The sequence below is a fragment of the Kribbella sp. NPDC050820 genome (genome assembly GCF_040653975.1).
Classification (GTDB): domain Bacteria; phylum Actinomycetota; class Actinomycetes; order Propionibacteriales; family Kribbellaceae; genus Kribbella.
Genome location: NZ_JBFAHB010000044.1, coordinates 59,104 through 79,521 on the forward strand (window position 1 = coordinate 59,104; position 20,418 = coordinate 79,521).

General features: G+C 69.4%; 19 protein-coding genes. 7 read left to right on the forward strand and 12 right to left on the reverse strand.

Features of this window, described 5'->3' with window-relative positions:
- Nucleotides 1-36: 36 nt before the first annotated feature.
- Nucleotides 37-2,322 (reverse strand): helicase-associated domain-containing protein, encoded by a 2,286-nt coding sequence (locus AB0H36_RS30550; protein WP_360531159.1) that lies wholly within the window; start codon nucleotides 2,320-2,322, stop codon nucleotides 37-39.
- 14 nt (nucleotides 2,323-2,336) lie between these two features.
- Complete coding sequence (locus tag AB0H36_RS30555) at nucleotides 2,337-3,119, reverse strand: GNAT family N-acetyltransferase (RefSeq protein ID WP_360531162.1); 783 nt, start codon at nucleotides 3,117-3,119, stop codon at nucleotides 2,337-2,339.
- Between the two features lie 101 nt (nucleotides 3,120-3,220).
- On the opposite strand from AB0H36_RS30555, the gene AB0H36_RS30560 reads away from it, so the two are divergent.
- Nucleotides 3,221-3,994, forward strand: a complete 774-nt coding sequence (locus AB0H36_RS30560; RefSeq protein ID WP_360531165.1) for an alpha/beta hydrolase — start codon at nucleotides 3,221-3,223, stop codon at nucleotides 3,992-3,994.
- Here the strand turns inward: AB0H36_RS30560 and AB0H36_RS30565 are convergent.
- The 4 genes from AB0H36_RS30565 to AB0H36_RS30580 all read right to left on the reverse strand — a co-directional run bounded on the left by AB0H36_RS30565 (nucleotide 3,981) and on the right by AB0H36_RS30580 (nucleotide 6,926).
- The gene (locus AB0H36_RS30565) at nucleotides 3,981-4,352 is read right to left on the reverse strand and encodes a DUF427 domain-containing protein (protein ID WP_360531168.1); all 372 of its coding nucleotides are present in this window, start codon (nucleotides 4,350-4,352) and stop codon (nucleotides 3,981-3,983) included. The two genes, AB0H36_RS30560 and AB0H36_RS30565, sit on opposite strands and share 14 nt — an antisense overlap.
- Nucleotides 4,353-4,421: 69 nt before the next feature.
- Nucleotides 4,422-5,207, reverse strand: coding sequence for a metallophosphoesterase (locus AB0H36_RS30570; protein ID WP_360531171.1), 786 nt, complete (start codon nucleotides 5,205-5,207; stop codon nucleotides 4,422-4,424).
- 291 nt (nucleotides 5,208-5,498) lie between these two features.
- On the reverse strand, nucleotides 5,499-6,254 hold the full coding sequence (locus AB0H36_RS30575; RefSeq protein ID WP_360531174.1) for a hypothetical protein: 756 nt from the start codon (nucleotides 6,252-6,254) through the stop codon (nucleotides 5,499-5,501).
- Nucleotides 6,255-6,305: 51 nt separating this feature from the next.
- Nucleotides 6,306-6,926, reverse strand: a complete 621-nt coding sequence (locus tag AB0H36_RS30580; protein ID WP_360531177.1) for an SIMPL domain-containing protein — start codon at nucleotides 6,924-6,926, stop codon at nucleotides 6,306-6,308.
- Nucleotides 6,927-7,023: 97 nt separating this feature from the next.
- Here AB0H36_RS30580 and AB0H36_RS30585 point away from each other — a divergent pair, with 97 nt between their 5' ends.
- Entirely contained in the window at nucleotides 7,024-7,959 is a 936-nt protein-coding gene (locus AB0H36_RS30585; RefSeq protein WP_360531180.1) for a DUF6454 family protein, read from the forward strand.
- 237 nt (nucleotides 7,960-8,196) lie between these two features.
- Here AB0H36_RS30585 and AB0H36_RS30590 read toward each other — a convergent pair whose 3' ends face one another.
- Both AB0H36_RS30590 and AB0H36_RS30595 read right to left on the reverse strand, forming a co-directional pair.
- Nucleotides 8,197-8,826, reverse strand: coding sequence for a nucleotidyltransferase domain-containing protein (locus AB0H36_RS30590; RefSeq protein ID WP_360531183.1), 630 nt, complete (start codon nucleotides 8,824-8,826; stop codon nucleotides 8,197-8,199).
- 58 nt (nucleotides 8,827-8,884) lie between these two features.
- The gene (locus tag AB0H36_RS30595) at nucleotides 8,885-10,348 is read right to left on the reverse strand and encodes a restriction endonuclease (RefSeq protein WP_360531186.1); all 1,464 of its coding nucleotides are present in this window, start codon (nucleotides 10,346-10,348) and stop codon (nucleotides 8,885-8,887) included.
- Between the two features lie 152 nt (nucleotides 10,349-10,500).
- Between AB0H36_RS30595 and AB0H36_RS30600 the strand changes: the two genes are divergently transcribed.
- Nucleotides 10,501-12,123, forward strand: coding sequence for an AMP-binding protein (locus AB0H36_RS30600; protein ID WP_360531189.1), 1,623 nt, complete (start codon nucleotides 10,501-10,503; stop codon nucleotides 12,121-12,123).
- Here AB0H36_RS30600 and AB0H36_RS30605 read toward each other — a convergent pair.
- Nucleotides 12,106-12,996 (reverse strand): LysR family transcriptional regulator, encoded by an 891-nt coding sequence (locus AB0H36_RS30605; protein ID WP_360531192.1) that lies wholly within the window; start codon nucleotides 12,994-12,996, stop codon nucleotides 12,106-12,108. The genes AB0H36_RS30600 and AB0H36_RS30605 overlap by 18 nt on opposite strands.
- A gap of 89 nt (nucleotides 12,997-13,085) precedes the next feature.
- Between AB0H36_RS30605 and AB0H36_RS30610 the strand changes: the two genes are divergently transcribed.
- Nucleotides 13,086-14,255 carry an MFS transporter gene (locus AB0H36_RS30610; protein WP_360531195.1) on the forward strand — a complete coding sequence of 390 codons (1,170 nt, stop codon included), beginning with the start codon at nucleotides 13,086-13,088 and terminating at the stop codon, nucleotides 14,253-14,255.
- Here the strand turns inward: AB0H36_RS30610 and AB0H36_RS30615 are convergent.
- Nucleotides 14,217-15,188: a R2-like ligand-binding oxidase gene (locus tag AB0H36_RS30615; protein WP_360531198.1), complete on the reverse strand. Its 972-nt coding sequence runs from the start codon at nucleotides 15,186-15,188 to the stop codon at nucleotides 14,217-14,219. The two genes, AB0H36_RS30610 and AB0H36_RS30615, sit on opposite strands and share 39 nt — an antisense overlap.
- Nucleotides 15,189-15,217: 29 nt before the next feature.
- A complete protein-coding gene (locus AB0H36_RS30620; protein ID WP_360531201.1) occupies nucleotides 15,218-15,793 on the reverse strand; it encodes a TetR family transcriptional regulator in 576 nt (191 codons plus the stop codon).
- 119 nt (nucleotides 15,794-15,912) lie between these two features.
- On the opposite strand from AB0H36_RS30620, the gene larE reads away from it, so the two are divergent.
- Together larE and AB0H36_RS30630 are read left to right on the forward strand one after the other, a co-directional pair.
- On the forward strand, nucleotides 15,913-17,382 hold the full coding sequence (larE, locus tag AB0H36_RS30625; protein ID WP_360531204.1) for an ATP-dependent sacrificial sulfur transferase LarE: 1,470 nt from the start codon (nucleotides 15,913-15,915) through the stop codon (nucleotides 17,380-17,382).
- A 129-nt stretch (nucleotides 17,383-17,511) separates the two neighbouring features.
- On the forward strand, nucleotides 17,512-17,895 hold the full coding sequence (locus AB0H36_RS30630; RefSeq protein WP_360531207.1) for a cold-shock protein: 384 nt from the start codon (nucleotides 17,512-17,514) through the stop codon (nucleotides 17,893-17,895).
- 19 nt (nucleotides 17,896-17,914) lie between these two features.
- Here AB0H36_RS30630 and AB0H36_RS30635 read toward each other — a convergent pair whose 3' ends face one another.
- Complete coding sequence (locus AB0H36_RS30635) at nucleotides 17,915-18,652, reverse strand: TetR/AcrR family transcriptional regulator (RefSeq protein ID WP_360531210.1); 738 nt, start codon at nucleotides 18,650-18,652, stop codon at nucleotides 17,915-17,917.
- Between the two features lie 99 nt (nucleotides 18,653-18,751).
- Here AB0H36_RS30635 and AB0H36_RS30640 point away from each other — a divergent pair, with 99 nt between their 5' ends.
- Nucleotides 18,752-20,272 (forward strand): MFS transporter, encoded by a 1,521-nt coding sequence (locus AB0H36_RS30640; RefSeq protein ID WP_360531213.1) that lies wholly within the window; start codon nucleotides 18,752-18,754, stop codon nucleotides 20,270-20,272.
- Nucleotides 20,273-20,418 lie beyond the last annotated feature (146 nt).

A 20,418-nucleotide genomic window follows, 5' to 3' on the forward strand; every position in this document is an offset into this window, starting at 1 on the left:
CATCGTCGCCCCGACCTTCCATTGTGCCTGAGGCGATCAATCGACGGGGCGGGCGGTGGCTATTCGGTGGAGGGCGTAGGTGCGGGGTTGGTCGGCGCCTTCGTCGTAGGCGGTGAGCCAGCCGTCGGCTACTCGGACGGGTTCGACGATGCGTTCGGAGCTGGTGCCGTTGTGGTCGACGTAGGAGATCCACGTGCGGGTGTGGGCCTCGGCGGCGTTGGAGAGGATGCCGATGGTCTCGGCGGGGGCGGTGGGTTCGATCAGGCCCTCGTCGGTGGGGCGTTCGGCGGCGATGCGGTCGCCGGCGCGGACCTTCTCGATGACGGCCTTCACCTGGTCGTCCGTGAGGTCCAGATGGCTGTCGACAAAGTCCCGGCTGGTACGGCGACGTGGAGTCTCACCCCGTCGGGTCGCCGCGGTCGTCACGTGCACCACCCCGTCGAACGTCTCCGCCAGCGGCGCCAGACCGGCCTCGCGCAACCGGCTCAGCACCATGTCCGGCGGCGACGGCGACACCACGACCGTCGGCGCCAGTCGCCGGAACCGGATCCCCGGCAGGTTCGAGCTGAGCAGGTGCGTGAGCACGTGCTCGTCGTCACAGCGCAGGTACGTCGACGCCGTGCCAAGCCGGAGTACGCCGTGACGCCGCGCAACGTCGTCGATGAGGTACGTGAGCGGCTGCGGGACCGGTGTCCGGGAGTGCTCCGCCAGCCACTTGTGCAGTTGGTCCGCGGTCCGTCCGAGGTCGAAGGCACGCCGTACTGAGCTCTCACTGAACCTGTAGACACCCGCACCACCGTGCGACTCCACATCGGCCATCGCGGACAGCTCGTCCTGCACCACACGGACCAGTGGGCCCGGCGCGACCGCAGTGAGGTCCGCTTGCAGCAGCACCTCGGACACCGGCTCGGGGACCAGCGGGCTGATCGCCTCAGCCAGGTCCTCAGCGGTCGGCTCTGCCCCGAGCAGCGGCCGTGCGTGCTTCGCCAGGGCCCCAAGGCCAGTCAGACCGAGCAAAGCCGCCTCAGCGATCGTCCACTCGACCAGCTCGTCCCGGAACTGCCCACCACGCCGCGGCCGGTGCCAGGCGACCCAGGTGATCACAGACTCCGTCGCCGGCGCCGTACCAGCTTCTGCCTCGGCCAACGCCTGCAACGCGAGCACTCGGATCTCCGGAGCGAGCAGCCGCTCCAGGTCAGGCGCCAGCGCGTTGATCAGCCGCTCACGTGCGGCAGCCGTCGCACCGCCACTGTCCCGCCGGCCGATCAGTCCGATCGCCCGGAGCCCGGCGAACCAGGCCATGACGAGCTGCGCCCACCGGTGCGCGAGTCCGAGCTCCAGCCAATCGTCGTACGAGCTAGTCGGTAGCCAGAGCTCACTGGTGCCGACCTCCACCGCCGCAACAAGCCCGGCAGCGTAAGCGACCTCAAGCACCGCAGCAGCCGTCTGCTCTTCCGCACCGATCTTGCCGGCCAGACTGCGCAGCTCCCGGACACCTACACCGCCAGTGCGGAGCACAGGCGGCGGCTCAGTGCCGAGCTGCTCCAGCGCACGATCGACAAGACGCACCAGATCGAGCGCAGCACCGGCCGCCGCCCGATCGCCGATCGCAGCCGAGACCCGCTTGCCGTCCAACGGCGGCGGCACTGGCCGAGTCGACGCCAACACCCGCCCGCCACGCAGATGCAGCCCGATCTGCCGCGGCAGCACAACGGTGTTCGCATCCTTCGGTACGACGAGACCGCGCGCGAGCAACCGCTCGACCGGAGTACGCGCCGAGGCGATCGTCACCGGACGCTCAGCCTTCTCCACCGAACCGGTCGGCGGACCCCAGGTCAGCTTGTCCAGCACCGCACGCGCGTCCGGACCGGCCTCATCGATCAGCTTGTCCAGGTCACCGAAGTGCCGCGTCGTGACCGGCCCCAGCCCGGCAGGTGTCGGCCCGAGCAGCTCGTGCACCGCGCGGATGGGCCGCAGGTCGTCCTCGCCACCCCACACCAGCGCCAGGTCGAGCAGCCCCTCGATCCGCGGCCGGACCACGTCAACAGGCTGGTCGACACCAGCTGCCAAGTCCGCCAGGCGCACCGGCTCAGGCAACGCCGACAGCGACTCCAGCAGATCGACGCCGAACTCATCCAGCCGGTTGATCGCCCGCGCAGCCGACGCATTCGTCGTCGCCCGGGCCGCCAGCTGACCGGTGTCCGCAGGGATCGGCATCGCCAGGTCGGGCCGCCGCTGCAGCAACCGCCCGAGCGCAGAGTCATCCCAGGTACGCAGTGCGTCGGCAAGGGTACGCGGGCGGCTCCGGTCGGTGGTGCTCATCCCTCCAACGGTACCTACTCCGCGGCTGCGGCGGTGCCGATGCGGTGGAAGCCGACGCGTTCGTAGACGGCGGCGACGGCCCTCGTCTCGGCGGAGAGCAGGATGAGGTCGACGCCGTTGGCGAAGGCGTGCTCGGCCAACACGCTGGTCACGGCGGCGGCCAGGCCGCGGCGGCGCATGGACGGGAGCGTGCCGACGCCGACGATCTCCGTTGTAGTGCCGACCGGCTGATGCTGGCCGCTGGCGACCATGCCGGCGTCGGTGAACGCGGCCGCGGACACCGTCACACCGCGGCGGACCCGGTCCAACACTGCCTCGATCAAGTCGTCGGCCACCTCAGAAGCCTTCGCGTCGCGCTCCTGCGGTCCGGCCGCGCCGACCGCCGTACCGGGGTCGCCGAAAGCCAGTGACGCGACCGCCCGGGCCTGCCGCAGTACGGCGTCGTCCGCCGACAGGATCTCGCACCGGGCCTCCACCGTGGCCGGCCGGAGCTGGTCGCGCTCGAGGACAAGCAACGGGTGCTCGACCACGGAGAGCCCGGCCGCCGCGGCCGCCGGACCGAGCGACGGGCAGGTGTCGACGACCCACTCGAAACTCACCGGGATCCCGAGCTCCTCGCACCGCGACCGCAGTACGGCGACATCGTCCGGCTTGATCGTGACCCCTGCGCCCGGCACCGGACGCGCGTAGTACGGCCAGACCGTCGTACTGCGGAAAAGCGTGAACGGACCGACCTGCTCGGCCACAGCGCCGGACAGCGGGACCGCGTGGAGATACTCGTCGACTCTGCTGATCATCGCGACGCAGTGAATCACCCGGGCGTGACCCGGCGCCAGAGATTATGTCGAAGTTCGCACAGCGGCTCCGACGTCACCGACAACGCCCTGAGGAGGACGACATGCAGACGGTGACTTCGGCTGACGGTACGACGATCGCCTACGAACGCCAGGGCAGCGGCCCGCGGCTGATCCTGGTCCCTGGCGCGCTGTGCGACCGGAGCGCATTGCGGCCGCTGGCCGACGAGCTGGCCGGCGACTTCGACGTCGTGACGTACGACCGGCGCGGCCGCGGTGACAGCGGCGACCGGACGCCGTACGGCGTGCTGCGCGAGGTGGACGACATCGGCGCGCTGCTCACAGCCGTCGGTGGTACGGCGGCCGTCTACGGGCACTCATCAGGCGCAGGGCTCGTCGCGATCGCCGCGGGGACCGGGCTCCCGTTCACGCACGTGGTGCTGCACGAGCCGCCGTACGGACCGGACGACGTGGACACGGAGGAGGACGGCGCGGAGGTGATCGACCTGATCACGCAAGGGCGTCGGCAGGAGGCCGTCGAGCTCTTCCTGCTGATGGCGGGCATGCCGAAGGAAGCGGCCGTGGAGACCGCGGCCGCTCCGGGGGTCGCCGACCTCGCCCCGACCCTGGCGTACGACTTCGCCGTGATGGACCACGCCGCACCGGGTGGACGAGTGCCGGTCGACCTGCTCGCCAAGCTCATGCAGCCGACCCTCGTCGTCGCTGGGACCGCGTCGCCGCCGTTCATGGTCGACGCGGCGCACCGGATCGTGAAGGAACTGCCGGCCGCGTCACTGCGCGAGCTGGCCGACCAGGACCACGTCGTGCCGCCGGAGATCCTGGCGCCGGTGCTGCGAGAGTTCCTCAGTCCGCGATGATCTCGATCGACACCCTGTCTGGGTAGAAGGCCAGGTACTCGCGGATGTCGGCGACCGCGTCGTACGGCTGCTCGTAGGTCCAGACCGCGTTCACCCCGGTCTGGCCGGCGGGCAGGACGCTGTAGTACGACGCGTCGCCCTTGTACGGACAGTACGTGTGGTGGTCGGTGCGCTCGAGGAGCGTCAGGTCGACGTCGTCCCGCGGGATGTACTGCACCGCCGGGTAGCTCGCCTCCTGCAGCGACAGCGCGTCCCGGGTGTCCGCGATCACCTGGTCACCGGCCTTCACCACCACTCGGTCCGGGTTCTTCGCGATCGTGATCGGGTGGTCCGGACCGGGAATCTTCTGCACAGCCATCAACGTCTCCCAAGAGCGTGGTTCACCGTCAACTTTTCAACAACCCGGGAGGGGTCGACGGCATTCCCGCTACAGCGGTTCGAGCTCGACCACGAGGCACGGGCCGCCGTCGAAGGCGCCGCCGTCGATGCCGAGGACCAGGCCGTCGGCGTACAGCAGCGGTTCGGTGAGGTAGGCCGGGTCGATGCCGAGCTGGTCGGCGATGATGCTGTGGCCGTGCACGATCCGGTGGCCGCCGAGGTGCTGGAGCATGATCGACGCGACCTGCGGCCCGCTCCGGCCGCGGAACGCGTACCGCGACGTCATCCGCCGCCAGACCTCCCACCAGACCACGATGTCGTCACTGTGCAGGTCCGCGCTTGCGGCGGCGTTGATCTGGTCGATCGTGTCCCCCCACTCGACGTACTCCATGGTGTCGGAGTGCATCAGCAGGTGACCAGCGTCCAGCCCGAGCATCGGGCGGTCGAGCAGCCACTCGACGTCGTCGTCGGTGAGCAGCTCCTGGTCGCGGTCCTGGCCGCCGTTCAGGGCCCAGGAGCGCTCGAAGCTGCGGGTGGTGATCCCTTCGTGCGGGACGAACATGTCGCCGAACTTGTGCATCCCGAGCGCGAGGATCTCGTGGTTGCCGAGCAGCACCCGGATCGCGTCGTCCGGCGCCTGCTCGATCAGCTTTCGGACGATGCGCAGTACGCCGATCCCGTCCGGGCCGCGGTCGAAGAAGTCGCCGAGGAACCACAGCCGCGCGTCCGCCGCGGACCAGTTGCCATCGGCATCGGTCAGCCCGGCCGCCTGCAGCGACGCCTGGAGCTTCTCCGGGTGACCATGGATGTCGCTCACCGCATAAACAGAGGTCATGTCATCCCCTGAAGGTGAGAACGATGAGTACGACGTTCAGCACCGGGACGGCGGTCGCTACCAGGCATGCGGTGAGAGTAGTCGCCCTTCGGCTGACAAGGTCGCCCATGACGCGCCGGGATCCGGTCGATCGGAGCGTCCGGCTCGGATCGATGCCAATCACAAGGACGAACAGCGTGATCACCCGCCGCACCGCCTGCGGAACGTGCCGACGCCGGCGTCTTCCAGTGGCGGTCGGTGACGAGCGCGGCGTCCATGGGAGAAGTCTCCCCGACGCCGCAACCCCCGCGATCAGGTGCCGGTGGTCGAAGTCCCCAGCACCTTGCTCGCCTTCGCGGCCGCGTCGACGAACGGCTCCTCGATGTCCGAGGTGTCGAAGTTCATGCTCAGCAGCACGTCGCCGAGCGCGGCGAACGCGAACGTCACCTCGAGCCCCGCCAGCGGCCCGCTCGCCGCCGAGAACCGGACCGCGACCGGAGTGGTGCCGGCCTTGGGCGCAGCCACCTCGGTGACCGTGACCGTCGAGCTGCCGACGCCTTCGATGCTGAGCTTGGCCTTGCTACAGGCCTTCACCGCCGCCTTGACGGAGGCCAGGTAGGCGGTGTTCGCCGCGGCGGACGGCATCGCCTCCAGGGTCTCGCCGACGAACGGGCCGTTCTGGCCGCCGGAGAACCCCCTTGTCGCCCCGACCTTCGCGCCGGCCGTCGCGTCGGCGTTGAACAGCTGCACCAGCTTCGCGCACTTGGAGTTCGTCGACGACAGCTCGGTCCCGTCGTCGCCCTCCGCGTCCGGATCGATCGCGAACCCGGCGGGCAGGTCCTCGAGTGCCAGCAGCGCCTTGGTCAGCGTCGCCTTCGTCCGGGCGACTGGCGCCTTGGACGGTGGCGCCGCCGGAGTCGTCGGTACGGCGCTCGGCGTACTGCTGCTCGCGGTCGGCGTCGGAGTCGGCGTCGGCGAGGTCGCCGAGCCCCCGGCGGTGTCGGAGCCGCCGCAGGCGACCAGGGTCAGTAAGAGGACGGCCGGGACGACGGCTCGCTGCAGCACCATGAGTTCCCTCCCCAGGAAAGTTGCGACGAGTCTAGACCGGAATCCGGTGCATCACGCCCAGGAGAAGTGCACCTGCAACGAGACCTCAATGGACTGGTCGCCCGGGCTGATGCTGACCGCCGCGTCGAAGCCACCACCCAGCGACTTGCTCTGCAGTTGCTCGCGAACGGGAAAGTAGCCTTGCGACTCGGAGATCGACGTGACCGACCCGAGCGAGTAGCCGGACAGTCCGGCGAGCTCCTCGGCCTTCTCCCGCGCCTGGCGGAACGCGAGCTCGCGCGCCCGGGTGAGCAGCGGGCCCTTCTCCTGCACGTCGAACTGCAGATAGTCGAGCCCGAGGCTGTTGCCTGCAGCATCCACCGCGGCGTTGAGCAGCCGGCCGAACCCGGTCAGGTCCGTGGTGGTGACCGTCAGGCTGTGCGACGCGTGGAAACCGCTCGGTGCCGCCATCTCCTTGTACTGCGGGTGCACCTGGACCGAGCTGGTCGCGATGTCGGCGGCGTCGACTCCCTGCTGCCGCAGCGCCGCGATCACCGCGTCCGTCCGTTGCGCCACCTGCGAGACCGCCGCCGCCACGTCGGCCGCGTCATGGCCGACGCTCAGCGTCATCCGCAGTACGTCCGGCGGCGCACTCACCTGTCCCGACCCGACAACGCTCACCCCAGTGTCCATGCCATGCAGTCTGTCATTTCTGGTCACCTGATGTCGGCCGACGCGTAAACCGGCCGCCGGAGACTGCACCGTCACATTCACGCCCAAGGAGACGCTGATGCGCCGAAGGATCCTCGTTCCCATCGCCCTCGCCGGTGTCCTGCTGACCGGCCTCACGACCGCCAACGCCACGCCGAAGGACTCCGACGTCACCCGGGCGTTCGAAGCCACCACCCGCAGTACGGCGTGGACCCAGGTGGTCCGGATCCCGTTGCGGTTCCCGACGTACCACCCGCAGGGGTTCGCGCTGGTGGGCGACCGGATCTTCCTGTCCAGCGTGGAGGTGACCGAGGCGCCGGTGCGGTACCCGCAGCCGGTGGACGGGTACGACAGGAGCCCGGGCAAGGGGGTCGGGCACCTGTTCGTCCTGGACCGGCAGGGCAACCTGCTGAAGGACATCAAGCTCGGCGAGGGTACGGCGTACCACCCGGGCGGGATCGACTTCGACGGCAAGGACGTGTGGATCCCGGTCGCGGAGTACCGGCCGAACTCACGCGCGATCGTGTACACCGTGGACCCGAAGACCTACCGCGTCACCGAGCGCTTCCGGGTCGAGGACCACGTCGGCGGCGTGGTCCGCGACCGCACCACCGGCCAGGTCCACGGCGTCAGCTGGGGCTCCCGCACCCTCTACGACTGGACGCCTGCCGGTCGCCAACTGCAGTCCGCCCCGAACGAGAGCCACCTGCTCGACTACCAGGACTGCGACTACGTCTCCCGCGGCAAACAACTCTGCGGCGGCGTCACCGGCCTCCCCACCCCCACCGGCGGCACCTACGACCTAGGCGGCCTGGCCCTCCTCGACCTCAAGTCGAACCGCATCCTCCACGAGATCCCCTTCCCCTACTTCAGCCCCACCACCCGCCACAACGCCACCCGCAACCCCGTAGCCCTCGAAACCACCGCCACCAAACTCCGCCTCTACACCGCCCCCGACGACGGCGAAGACCCAGCCGGCACCGAAATCCAAATCTACGAATCCCCCCTCAACTAGCCGGGCGCGACCGACTGCGCTGATTCCAGCAGTCGCGCAGCCCAGTCGGTGCTCTTGGCTGCATCTGCGGCCGACACCCCGGCCGCCTGGTACTGAGACTTCGACTTCAGCTTCAGCAGGCGGGACAGCGTCGTACTGCTGTCGCGCCTTGCTGAGCTGAAGAATGCGGGAGCGGCAGGGCTTCGAGGAACTCGCGGGCCTTTGCCAGGTGGGCTCGGGCTTCGTCGAGAGCTGCCACTAACCGGCCTTTCGGGTGAGGGTGCGTTGGGGTGATCTGCCGGCGACCGGCACGGCGTCGCGGCGGAGCTCGCTGACCAGGCGCTCGCCTCGGTCGATCAGGTCGCGGATCTCCTGTGCGCTGTACTCCACGACCTGACATGCGTTGCCGGACCAGAGTGTTGCGCGATCGGTGAGCGTCTCCACCTGCTGCAGCCACCGCGGATCGGACTCGTCGACCTCGTCCGGGCGCACGACCAGAAGGTCCAGGTCGCTGTCGGTCCCGCCCTGGCCGCGAGCGGTTGACCCGAACAGCCACACCGCCTTGGCCGGCACCGCCCATGACTCCGCCTCGGCCTTGAGTCGTTCGAGCAGTAGCTCGCGAAGCCGCGCGAGCGTGTCGATGGCTGAGTAGGCGACGTGGTCACGGTTCAGCGTGTACAGCTTTGCGCGGCCGGCCGGCTCGGACAGGACGATGCCGTTCCGGACCAGTTCGTCGAGCACCTTCTGCACCCCGCTGGGACTTGCCGAGATGCGGAGCAGACCGGTGACCGCGCGCCCTGTCAGTGGTTTGTCGGTCCGGGCGAGAACGCCGAGAACGCGACCGTGCAGCCCGGGGACCACGCTCGACACTGGCTCGGGGAATTGCACGGCGACCACCTCCGACTGCCCACTATATCAGCCATATGCCCACTTTTCTGAACAATGCTTAACTAGCGCGGCGGATTATTCGGGCGGGGATGTTGTGGTGGTGGCAGAGGGCCAGGAGGGCGGTGCCGTCGATGAGTTGCAGGGGTTTGCCGGTGGCGAACTGGTAGCTGGAGGGGCCGAAGCCGCTGGTGGTGATGAGGATGCCCTTGGTGGCGCCGGCGTCTACGACCGTGCCGAAGAGGTCGCGGACGGCGGACGGCGGCACGGTGCGGGTCCAGAGCTTGGCCTGGACGACGAACTTGCCGCCGGTGATCGGCCGCGGGTCGTAGGCGACGCAGTCGATGCCGCCGTCGTTGCCACGGCGGAACAGCCGCGTCTCCAGGCCCATCCGGGTGAGCAGGTTCTGGACCAGGTGCTCGAAGGCCTCCGGGCTCAGCTCCAGCAGGTTGGGCCGGCTGTCGAGCTCGCTGATCACGTCGACCGGCTCGATCGTGCGCGGGTCGGCGAGGTCGAACTCGAGCACCGGCTCCACCGGCTGCAACTCCTCCGGGTGCCCTGACACCTCCGCGGAGAAGTAGTGCCGCACACAGGCGACCGGATCGAGCTGGTCCAGCACCAGCGCCTGGAACTGCTCCTTGGTCGCCCGCAACGTGATCAGGCACGGCCGCACCGTCTGCCCGGTCGGCAGGTCGACCGACTCGAGCATCCCGTTGAACACCACCGTGTCCACCACGCCGTAGCGGTCGCTCCCGAAGACCAGGTGCAGGGCACGCAACGCCAACTGGGCAACGAGTTGCTGATACAGCACCCGTATCTCCTGCGACGGTCGCGGCACCGCCACCACGGCATCCTTCGACCGGTCGTACAGGTACGACGCCTCGGCCGGTACGACGTCCACGCCCGGAAGCTCCCACTCGACGGCCAGCAGGGTCGACTCCGGGACGTACCCGACCCGGCGCCGGCGCTGGAAGTCGAGCGGCTCCGCCATCCGATCGAGTGCCTTCTGGAAGTACTTCGTGACCGCAGCCCGGTCCCGGCCCTCGACCGCACGCTGGTAGGCGTCGACCCGGGCGTGCTGATCCGCGGTCGCCTCGTCGAGCCGGCGCTGTTGCTCGACCTGGTCCCGCAGCGCGCGAGCCACGCGCTCGCGGCGGTTCTCCTCGGCCGTCCGGTGCCGTTCGATCGCCTCGGCGAACCGGTCCTCCGCGTCGGCGAGTCGACGCGCGAACCTCCGGTCGGCGCCCCACCAGCGGAAGTGGCCCGGTGGGTGGGGCACGAACGCATCCCAGACCGGCCCGGGATGCGCTTCGAGATCGGCCGGCGAGACCGCCGGTGGGGCCCGCCGCGGGGCGCGTTTCAGGGTCTGCAGGTCGGTGCCGTCGACATCGATCGCGAGCGCGTCGCAGAGCACGTTGCCCAGGGCCCGGACACGTTCGACCACCGCAGCGGTTCGCTGGGCCGCCTCCGCGGTGCGTCCCGGCGGCCGATCGCTGCGGGCCTGACCTTCCAAGGAACGGCCCATGCCTCACACCTCTCCCAACCAATGTAACCACCCCACCACGCTCCGCGACGGAAATGACGGAGAGTTGGTAAGGACATTGCTTGCCGTCCACCCCCTGTTTCCTGCTGCACGTGCACTTGCAGGCGCACCTTGCCCACGTGACGATTGCCCTTATGAGCCTGCCTTCCTACGCGTCCGGAGTGTCCGAGGTTCCGTTGCTGGGGGAGACGATCGGCGCCAACCTCAGACGCACGATGCGCAGGTACGGCGACCGCGACGCCCTCGTGGAGGTCCAGACCGGAAGGCGCTGGACGTACGACGAGTTCGGCGCCGAGGTGGACGTGGTCGCACGTGGTCTGCTGGCCCGCGGGATCGCGAAGGGTGACCGGGTCGGCATCTGGGCGCCGAACTGCGCCGAGTGGACGATCACGCAGTACGCGACTGCCACGATCGGCGCGATCCTGGTGAACATCAACCCGGCCTACCGGACCCACGAGCTGGCCTACGCGCTGAACCAGTCCGGCGTCCGGCTGCTGATCTCGGCCACCGAGTTCAAGACCAGTGACTACCGTGCGATGGTCGACGAGGTGCGCCCGGACTGCCCGGCGCTGGAGGAGACCGTTTACATCGGCACCGGCGACTGGGACGAGCTCCGGTCGGCCGCGGACCGGATCCCGGTCGGCGAGCTGCATGCCCGGGAGGCCGAGCTCACCTTCGACGACCCGATCAACATCCAGTACACCAGCGGCACCACTGGCTTTCCGAAGGGCGCCACGCTCAGCCACCACAACATCCTCAACAACGGCTTCTTCGTCACCGAGACTATCGCGTTCACCGAGCAGGACCGGCTGTGCATTCCGGTGCCCTTCTACCACTGCTTCGGCATGGTGATGGGCAACCTCGGCTGCACGACGCACGGCGCCTGCATGGTGATTCCCGGGCCGGCCTTCGACCCGGCCGCGACCTTGCGCGCCGTCCAGGAAGAGCGGTGCACCGGGCTGTACGGCGTACCGACGATGTTCATCGCCGAGCTCGGGTTGCCCGACTTCGCCGACTACGACCTGACGAGCCTGCGGACCGGCGTGATGGCCGGATCGCCGTGCCCGATCGAGGTGATGAAGCGGTGCGTCGCGGACATGCACATGGCCGAGGTGGCGATCTGCTACGGCATGACCGAGACCTCGCCGGTGTCGACCCAGACCCGTCGCGACGACGACCTGGACCGCCGTACGTCGACCGTCGGCCGGGTGATGCCGCACGTCGAGGTGAAGCTGGTCGACCCGGCCACCGGGCTCGTGGTCGAAAGAGGTGAGCCGGGTGAGCTGTGCACCCGCGGGTACTCGGTGATGCTCGGCTACTGGGACGAGCCGGAGAAGACCGCGGAGGCGATCGACCAGGCCCGCTGGATGCACACGGGCGACCTGGCGGTGATGCGCGAGGACGGGTACGTGAACATCGTCGGCCGGATCAAGGACATGGTGATCCGCGGCGGCGAGAACGTGTACCCGCGCGAGATCGAGGAGTTCCTCTACACCCACCCGTCGGTGGCCGACGTCCAGGTGGTCGGCGTACCCGATGCCAGGTACGGCGAGGAGCTCTGCGCCTGGATCAAGCTCAAGCCCGGGGCCGACCCGCTGGACGCCGACGCCGTCCGGGCCTTCGCCACCGGCAAGCTCGCGCACTTCAAGATCCCGCGCTACGTCCTGCTGGTGGACGACTTCCCGATGACGGTGACCGGCAAGGTTCGCAAGGTCGAGATGCGCGAGAAGTCGGTGGAGCTACTCGGACTCGCGTGACCTCAGGTACGTCGCGAAGGCCTGCAGGGAAGGGGTGTCCTCGCTGCGGCGCCAGATCAGGACCAGGGCCGATTCGGCGACGCCGGTGATCGGGATGTTGACGATGTCGGCCCGGGGGTTCTGCTCGGCGCTGCGGTGGCACAGCAGCATGCCGCCGCGGTCGGCGGCGATCAGCGACAGGCCTTCCTGGAGCGTGCGGTACTCCGGGCCGCGGTGAATCAACGCGCCGGCCGGGGTCTGGGTCGGCGCCTGGGCCTGGCGCCAGTAGCCGGGTGCCGGGCCGGAGACGGCGATCAGCACCTCGCCGGCCAGGTCCTCGGCGTCGAGGTGCTCGCGGCCGGCGAGCGGGTGCCGAGTGGAGACCGTCAGCGTCTGCGGTTGGCGGGAGAAGACCGGGCCGAGGACGAGGTCGTCTTCCGCGACGGGCATCATCACGACGGCCGCGTCGACCTCGCCACGACGCAGCGCGCCGAACGGGTCGTTCAAGGGGAGCTCGACGGTGTCGATCAGGCAGTTCGGGTTGCGTGACTGGAACTCCGACACCGCGGCCAGGATCTGGTCGTTCGCCGTTCCCTGGAAGCCGATCCGGAGCTGGCCCTTCACGCAGTTCGCGTAGTCGCGGGCGTTCTCGACCACCCGCTCCAGCGCGGCGTACGCCGGTCGCAGCGAGGTGAGGAACTCCTTGCCCAGCGGGGTCAACGCGACCCGGCGGCTGGTTCGCTCGAACAGCGGCCCGCCGATCCGGCGTTCCAGCGACTGCAGCAGCTGGCTGACGCGGCTCTGCGAGAGGTACAGGCGTTCCGCCGTACGGCCGAAGTGGAGCTCGTCCGCGAGCACCAGGAAGCACTCCAGCTCGCGGATCTCGACCGCCATCTCCGACCTCCCGATCAATTAGCTCAGCTAATACAAGCATGACCAGATCGCCGTTGTTCCGCACCACTGGCTGGCCGAAACCTTGAAGTATGACGACGATCTGCGCCGACCAGGTGATCCCGAGGACCGGTGGCTGGGCTGCTTCCGGGACCATGGCCGCCACCGTGTTCACCGTGGTGACGGCCGAGATGTTGCCGGTCGGCCTGCTCACCCCGATGAGCACGAGCCTCCAGGTCAGCGAAGGCACAGCCGGCCGCACTCTGACGGTCACCGGCATCGTCTCCGCTTTGGCTGCGCCGCTGTTGCCGCTGGTGCTGGGCAAGCTGGACCGCCGCACCGTCATGGTCGGCCTGCTGGTGCTGCTCGCCGCGGCCGGGCTCCTCGCGGCCGCCGCGCCGAACTTCGGCACGCTGATGGCCGCGCGGGTCCTGATGGGGATCTCGATCGGCGGCGTCTGGCTGTTCACGGTCGGTCTCGCGCGGCGCGTCGTACCCGAGCACGCGGCCGGTCCGGCGACCTCGCTCATCTTCAGCGGCATCGGAATCGCTTCTGTGCTGGGGATTCCGGCCGGTGCGTACGTCAGCGAGCTGGTCGGCTGGCGCTGGGCCTTCGCCGCCGTTGGCCTGGTGTCCGGCGCGTTGGCCGTCGCCCTCGCCCTCCTCCTGCCGCCGCTGGCCGCGGAGAAGGCCGTCCGCCTGCGCGACGTTGCCGAGGTCCTGAAGCTCAAGCAACTCCGGGTCGGCCTCGCGCTGGTCGCCCTCCTCGTCACCGGCCACTTCGCCGCCTACACCTACATCCGCCCGCTCCTCGAGAAGCAGGCCGGCATCGCCCCGGCCCTGATCGGCACGCTCCTTCTCGCGTACGGCGTCGCCGGCATCGTCGGCAACTTCGTCGCCGGCGCACTCCGCCCGGCGCGTGCGATCGCCGTGATCGCGACCGGCATCGCCGCGGTCGCCGTACTCATGCCATTCGCCGGCACCACGATCGCCGGGGCCCTGATCCTCTTGCTGGCTTGGGGTTTCGCGCACGGAGGTACGAGCGTCAGCACCCAGGCCTGGGGTCACGCCGCGGCACCCAGGGCCCCGGAAGCGTCGTCCGCCGTACTGGTCGGGGTCTACAACGGCTCGATAGCGCTGGGTGCCTTCGCCGGCGGCCAGGTCGCCGACCACGCCGGTACGACGACCGTCACCTGGCTGCCCGCAGTCCTGGCCACTGCCGCGCTAGTCGTGGTCCTGGCGAACCGCCGCCAGCGCGGCTGAGTCCTCGTCGCCGAAGTCGTCCTCGAGCTTCTCCGGTGAGTAGTCGAGGTCGATTCCGGCCACGTCCGCGCCGACCGCCGACTCGATCGCGCCGAGGCGCCGGGTCGCGCGGTCGCCGGCGTACGTCATCAACGCGGTCGGGTTGATCTCCGGCGGCAGCTCGGGGGAGTTGTCCAGCGCCCACTGGATCTGGGTCAGCGCGTGCGGGAGGAGCTCCTCCATCGTGTCGGTGACGACCTGCCAGTTCGACGCGTCGGCGGCGACGTGCCGCCGGCACGTGAACGTGCCCCAGGCCATGTGCCGGCGTTCGTCGTCGCCGATCTTCCGGATCAGCTCCTGCATGCCGGGCAGGACGCCGCGTGCCGTGCAGAGCAGGTTCCAGGCGTGGTAGCCGGTCAGGGCCAGAGTCCCTTCCACCACGTGGTTGTAGGTGACACTCGCGCGGACCTGGTTGGCCGGAGACGGGTCGTCGGCGAGCGACTTCAGCGCGACCGGCAGGGCTTCGTAGAAGATCGCGCGGTAGCCCGGGTTGTTCTCGACGTAATGGTGCAGGTCCTCGGTGACGCCGACCGCGTCCAGCCAGAGCCGGAAGACCGCGGTGTGCTTGGCCTCCTCGAAGCAGAACTGGGTCAAGTACATCTCGTCGCCGAACCGTCCCTCGGCCGCCATCGCCTGCAGGAACGGCTGCAGGTCCTCGGTGACCGCCTCCTCACCGGCGATGAACTGGGCGCAGAGCAGCAACGCGTTGTCCTTGTCGTTGTCGCTCAGCTCCTGCCAGTCCTTCGCGTCCTGGCTGAAGTCGATGTCGCGCGGGTTCCAGAACTTGCGGTTGCCCTTGTCGAACAGCCGCAGCGGCAGCGCGTCCCAGTTGAACCCGCCGGACTTCAGCGAGTTGAAACCCTGCCGGTGAAGGGGATTCGTGGTCGTTGTCACTGCTGCCTCCTGGCTTCGGACAACTGCGCCTATTTGCTGAGAAAGGGGCTGAGGACGCGAGCCAGCTGCGCCGCCACCGCCGCCGGGGGAGGGCCTGGCGTGACGATGTGGCTGAGGACGACGCGCAAGGCGACGTCGACGCAGCTGGTCGCGTCCTCCGGTGGTACCTCCGGCCAGTGCTCCCTGACGTGCTCACCCAGCCGTAGGTGGGCCACCTCCAGCACCTGCTGCCCCCGTGTGGTCAGCAGTTGGCTGGCCTGGTCCGATCCCGGCTGGCCCAGCGCCGCCTTCACCAGCGGGTTCTCCCCGGCCAGTGTGAGTGCCCGCTCGACCGCGGCCCGCAGGCCGTCGATCGGGTCGGACTCCTCGGCGAGCGCCGCGTTCACGTCCAGCAGGAACCGCTCGGTCTCGCGTGCTGCAACCGCCTGCAGCACGCCCCACTTGTCGCCGAACTCGTTGTAGACGGTCTGCCGCGAGACCCCGGTACGACGGGCCACGTCGTTCATCCGCAGCCCGTCGTACCCGCCCGCGACGATCGCGTCGTACGCGTTGTCCAGCAGCTCGTCGCGCAGCCGGCGCTTGGTCCGATCAGCGAACGAGTCCATGACCACGAGGGTTTACATTCTCTCCCAAATGTCAAGAGCCCGGACAACTCCTGCGCGATTGTCAAGTGAAGTCGGGATACCAGCGGAGCAGCCCGGCGGGAGCACGTAGGGTTGGGGACGTGTCAACCGCCGAGATCCAGCCTGCTGCCGCCACCTTCGACGTGCCGGAGCTCGTGGTCGGGTTCGACCTGGACATGACGCTGATCGACTCCCGGCCGGGGATCCAGGCCGTCTGGGACCTGCTCGCCGCGGAGACCGGCGTCGCGATCGACAGCGACCTGGTGGTGAGCCGGCTCGGGCCGCCGCTGACCTGGGAGATGGCGAACTGGTTCCCGCCGGAGCAGGTCGACGCGATGGTCGCCCGCTACCGCGAGCACTACCCGTCGCACGCGATCACCGGCAGTCTGCCGCTCCCTGGTGTGCTCGATTCACTGGCCGCCGTACGGGCGTTGCGCGGCCGGACGATGGTGGTGTCCGCGAAGTACACGCCGTCCGTCGTGCTGCACCTCGACCACCTCGGGCTCGACGTGGACGAGCCGGTCGGCGATCTGCACGGCGCCGAGAAGGGCACCGCGCTCCGCGAGCACAAGGCGACGATCTACGTCGGCGACCACACCGCCGACATCGACGGTGCCCGGGCGGCCGGTGCGGTCGCGGTGAGCGTGGCGACTGGGCCGTTCACCGCCGACGAGCTCCGTGCGTACGGCGCTGACGTCGTACTGAACGATCTGACCGAGTTCCCGGCCTGGCTGGACGCATACGTGCTTGAGCAGCGGCTGGAAGCGTTGATGCGGCGGCTGTCGAGCTACCCGAGCATGGTGGTCGCGTTCAGCGGCGGCGCCGACTCGGCGTTCCTGCTCGCCGCCGCGGCGCGGGCGATCGGGCCGGCCAACGTGGTCGCGGCGACCGCGGTGTCGCCGAGTCTGCCGGTGGCCGAGCTGGAGCCGGCGGCGCGGTTCGCGGACGGCATCGGCGTACGGCATGTCACCCCGCACACGCACGAGATGGACCGCGAGGGGTACCAGGCCAACGCCGGCGACCGGTGCTACTTCTGCAAGGCCGAGCTGGTGGAGACGCTGCAGCCGATCGCGGACGAGTTCGGCATCACTGCTATCGCGACCGGGACGAACGCCGACGACGCGATCGCCGGCTTCCGGCCGGGTATCCGGGCCGCGTTCGAGCGGGGTGCGATCACGCCGCTGAAGGACGCCCGGCTGACCAAGGCGCAGATCCGCGAGGCGTCTCGGAGCTGGGGGCTGGAGACGTCGGACAAGCCCGCGGCCGCCTGCCTGTCGAGCCGGATCGCGTACGGCATCCGGATCACGCCGAACCTGCTGGCCCGGGTCGACCGGGCCGAGCACGCGGTCCGCTCGCTGCTCACGCCGTACGGCGTCGAGAACGTCCGGGTCCGCGACATCGGCGACACGGCGAGTATCGAGATCGACGCCCGGCTGCTGGATCAGGTCGACCACCAGCCGCTCGTCGACGCCGTCGTGGCCGAGGGATTCCCGGCCGCCCGGGTCGATTCGCGCGGGTTCCGGTCGGGGTCGATGAACGAGCGATTGAAGGACCCGGAGAAGTACCGCTGATGATGCGGAACGGTTGTCTGCTCAGGTAGTTTTCCGGAGGCGCCCAGGCGCGGGTTCACGTACTCTGGGTAGCCGATCGGGCATTGCGCCCGTCCCCTGTTCCGACGATTGACAGACGAAGAGGTCACCGTGCCCGTTGGCAAGGTCAAGTGGTATGACTCCGAGAAGGGGTTCGGCTTCCTCAGCAAGGAGGAGGGCGGTGACGTCTACGTCCGTGCCGATGCCCTTCCCGCGGGTGTCACCAACCTCAAGCCGGGCCAGAAGGTCGAGTTCGGAGTCGTCGAAGGACGCAGGGGCGAGCAGGCTCTGCAGGTGCGGCTGATCGACCCGCCGCCGTCGGTGGCGAAGGCGATGCGGCCGAAGCCGGAGGAGATGCAACTCGTCATCGAGGACCTGATCAAGCTGCTCGACAACCTCGGCGAGGGGTACCGCCGCGGCCGCCACCCCGACAACAAGGCCGCCCGCCAGGTCGCCACCGTACTGCGGGGCGTCGCCGACAAGCTCGACTTCTGAGCCTTACGGTTTCTCGGCCTTACGGTTTCTCAGCCTTGCGGTCGATCCGGGCCTGGATGCCGTCGAGCACGCTGTCCAGGCCGAAGATGAACTCACTGGGGTCACCCTCGTCGTCGTGGCCGCCCGGGTCCACGAGCCCGGCGACGATCGCCGGAAACCGTTCCGGGTCGGCCAGCAGCCTGAGCCTGGCGTTGTAGAGCCGGTCCGCCTCCCGGGCCTCCTCGGCCGAGCGGCTCTGCATGTCAGCGGTGATCTGCACGGCGCCGCGCACGTAGATGTTCACCAGCAGCATCGACGACACCCGCTCGCCCGGCGCCAGCGCGGTGTCCTCGAACGCACGCAGTCCCTGCTCCATCCAGGCCAGCTGGTTCGGTGACAGCGGCGGCTCGAACACCGGCACCTGCAGGATCCACGGGTGCCGCACCATGGCGTCCCGGAACGCCTCGGCCCAGGCGGTGATCCGCTCCCGCCAGGTCGCCTGCTCCAGCACCGGCGGCTCCCCGAACGCGTGGTCGAGCATCACGACGTACAGGTCGTCCTTGGCGTCGACGTACCGGTAGAGCGACATCGTGGTGAAGCCGAGCGCGGCCGCCACCTTGCTCATCGAAACCGCGGCCAGGCCGCCGGAGTCGGCCAGCGTGATCGCGGCCCGGGCGATGTCGCTGATGTGGAACGCCGGCTTCGGCCCCGGCCGCTGCCGGCCCTCGATTCCCCAGAGTTGCTCCAGCACCCGCGGCAGGTCGGTGGTGGTGTCCATGCGTCGCAGTCTATCTGTTTACGGCATAGACAGTCATGGTCTATGGTCTGTGTGTGGCGCACACAGTGTGTGCCGTACACAGATAATCGGAGGGGTGTCATGGGGACGACGGAACGGGCGGGACGCAAGGAGTGGATCGCGCTCGGCGTGCTCGCGCTGCCACTGCTGCTGGTCTCGATGGACGTCTCGGTGCTGTACTTCGCAGTCCCGTTCGTCTCCGCGGACCTGGGCGTGTCGGCGACCGAGCAGCTGTGGATCTTCGACATCTACGGCTTCGTGCTCGCCGGGCTGCTGATCACGATGGGCTCGCTCGGCGATCGGATCGGGCGACGCCGGCTGCTGCTGTTCGGTGCGGTCGCGTTCGGGCTGGCGTCGGTGGCGGCGGCGTACGCGCAGAGCCCGGAGCAGCTGATCGCCGCCCGCGCGATCCTCGGGATCGGTGGTGCGACGTTGATGCCGTCGACGCTGGCGCTGATCCGGAACATGTTCCACGACCCGGTCCAGCGGTCGAAGGCGATCGCGTTCTGGAGCGCGGTGATGCTGGGTGGGATCTCGCTCGGACCGGTGCTCGGCGGGTTCCTGCTGGAGCACTTCTGGTGGGGCTCGGTGTTCCTGATCAACACCCCGGCGATGGTGCTACTGCTGATCCTCGCGCCGTTGCTGCTGCCGGAGTTCAGGACGCCGGACGCGGGCCGGTTCGACCTGATCGGGTCGGCGTTGTCGCTGGCCGCCGTACTGCCGGTGATCTGGGGGATCAAGGAGCTCGCCGCGCACGGGCTGTCGGCGCTGCCGGTGGTGGCTATCGTGGCCGGCGCGGTGTTCGGAGTGGTGTTCGTGCAGCGGCAGCGGACTGCGTCGTACCCGATGATCGAGCTCGGGATGTTCCGCAGCCGGGCGTTCAGCGGTTCGCTCGCGGCCAACACGATCGGCACGCTGGCGATGGTCGGGAACGCGATCTTCATGACGCAGTACCTGCAGCTCGTGCTCGGTCTGAGCCCGTTCAAGGCTGCCCTGTGGGCGCTTGCTCCGACCGTGGTCGTCGGTGCCGCGGCGCCGGTCGCGGCGATCCTCGCGCGGCAGGTCGACCGGGCGTACGTGATCGGTGGCGCCTTCGTGCTGGCGGCTTCCGGGTTCGTCGTACTGACTCAGGTGGGACCGGACTCGCCGCTCGCGCTGATCCTGGTCGGCTCCGGACTGCTCGCGGCCGGGCTCGTGATGGTGATGTCGCTGGTCACCGAGGCTGTCGTCGGATCAGTCGCCCCGGAGCGGGCCGGTTCGGCGTCGGCGGTGATGGAGACCTGCAGCGAGTTCGGCGGCGCACTGGGGATCGCGATCCTCGGCTCCATCGGTACGGCGGCCTACCGCGCCGACCTCCCGCCGGAGGTCGCGGCCCCAATCCGCGAAGGCCTCCCATCAGTCACCGCCGCGGCCGCCCACCTGCCCGCCCCGGCCGCCGAGGCCATCCTCACCACCGCCCGCCACGCCTTCACCCACAGCCTGAACGTGGTAGCCATCGTCGGCGCCCTCCTCCTCCTGACCACCGCCATAACCGCAACCCTCACCCTCCACGGCACCACCCCCAACCCCGAACCCGCCAACAAGCCCCCCGCAATGGCATAACCCCCACCCGCGCCGCCCGCCCCGCCCGCCGCCCGACTGCGTTCGAGGGGATATCCGGCTCTTGTGACTGATGTGTGGTTGGTATGGCGGGTGTGCTGGTCTGGCTGGGCCGTGGGTGAGTCTGCGGTGGCGGCGAGACGGGAGGG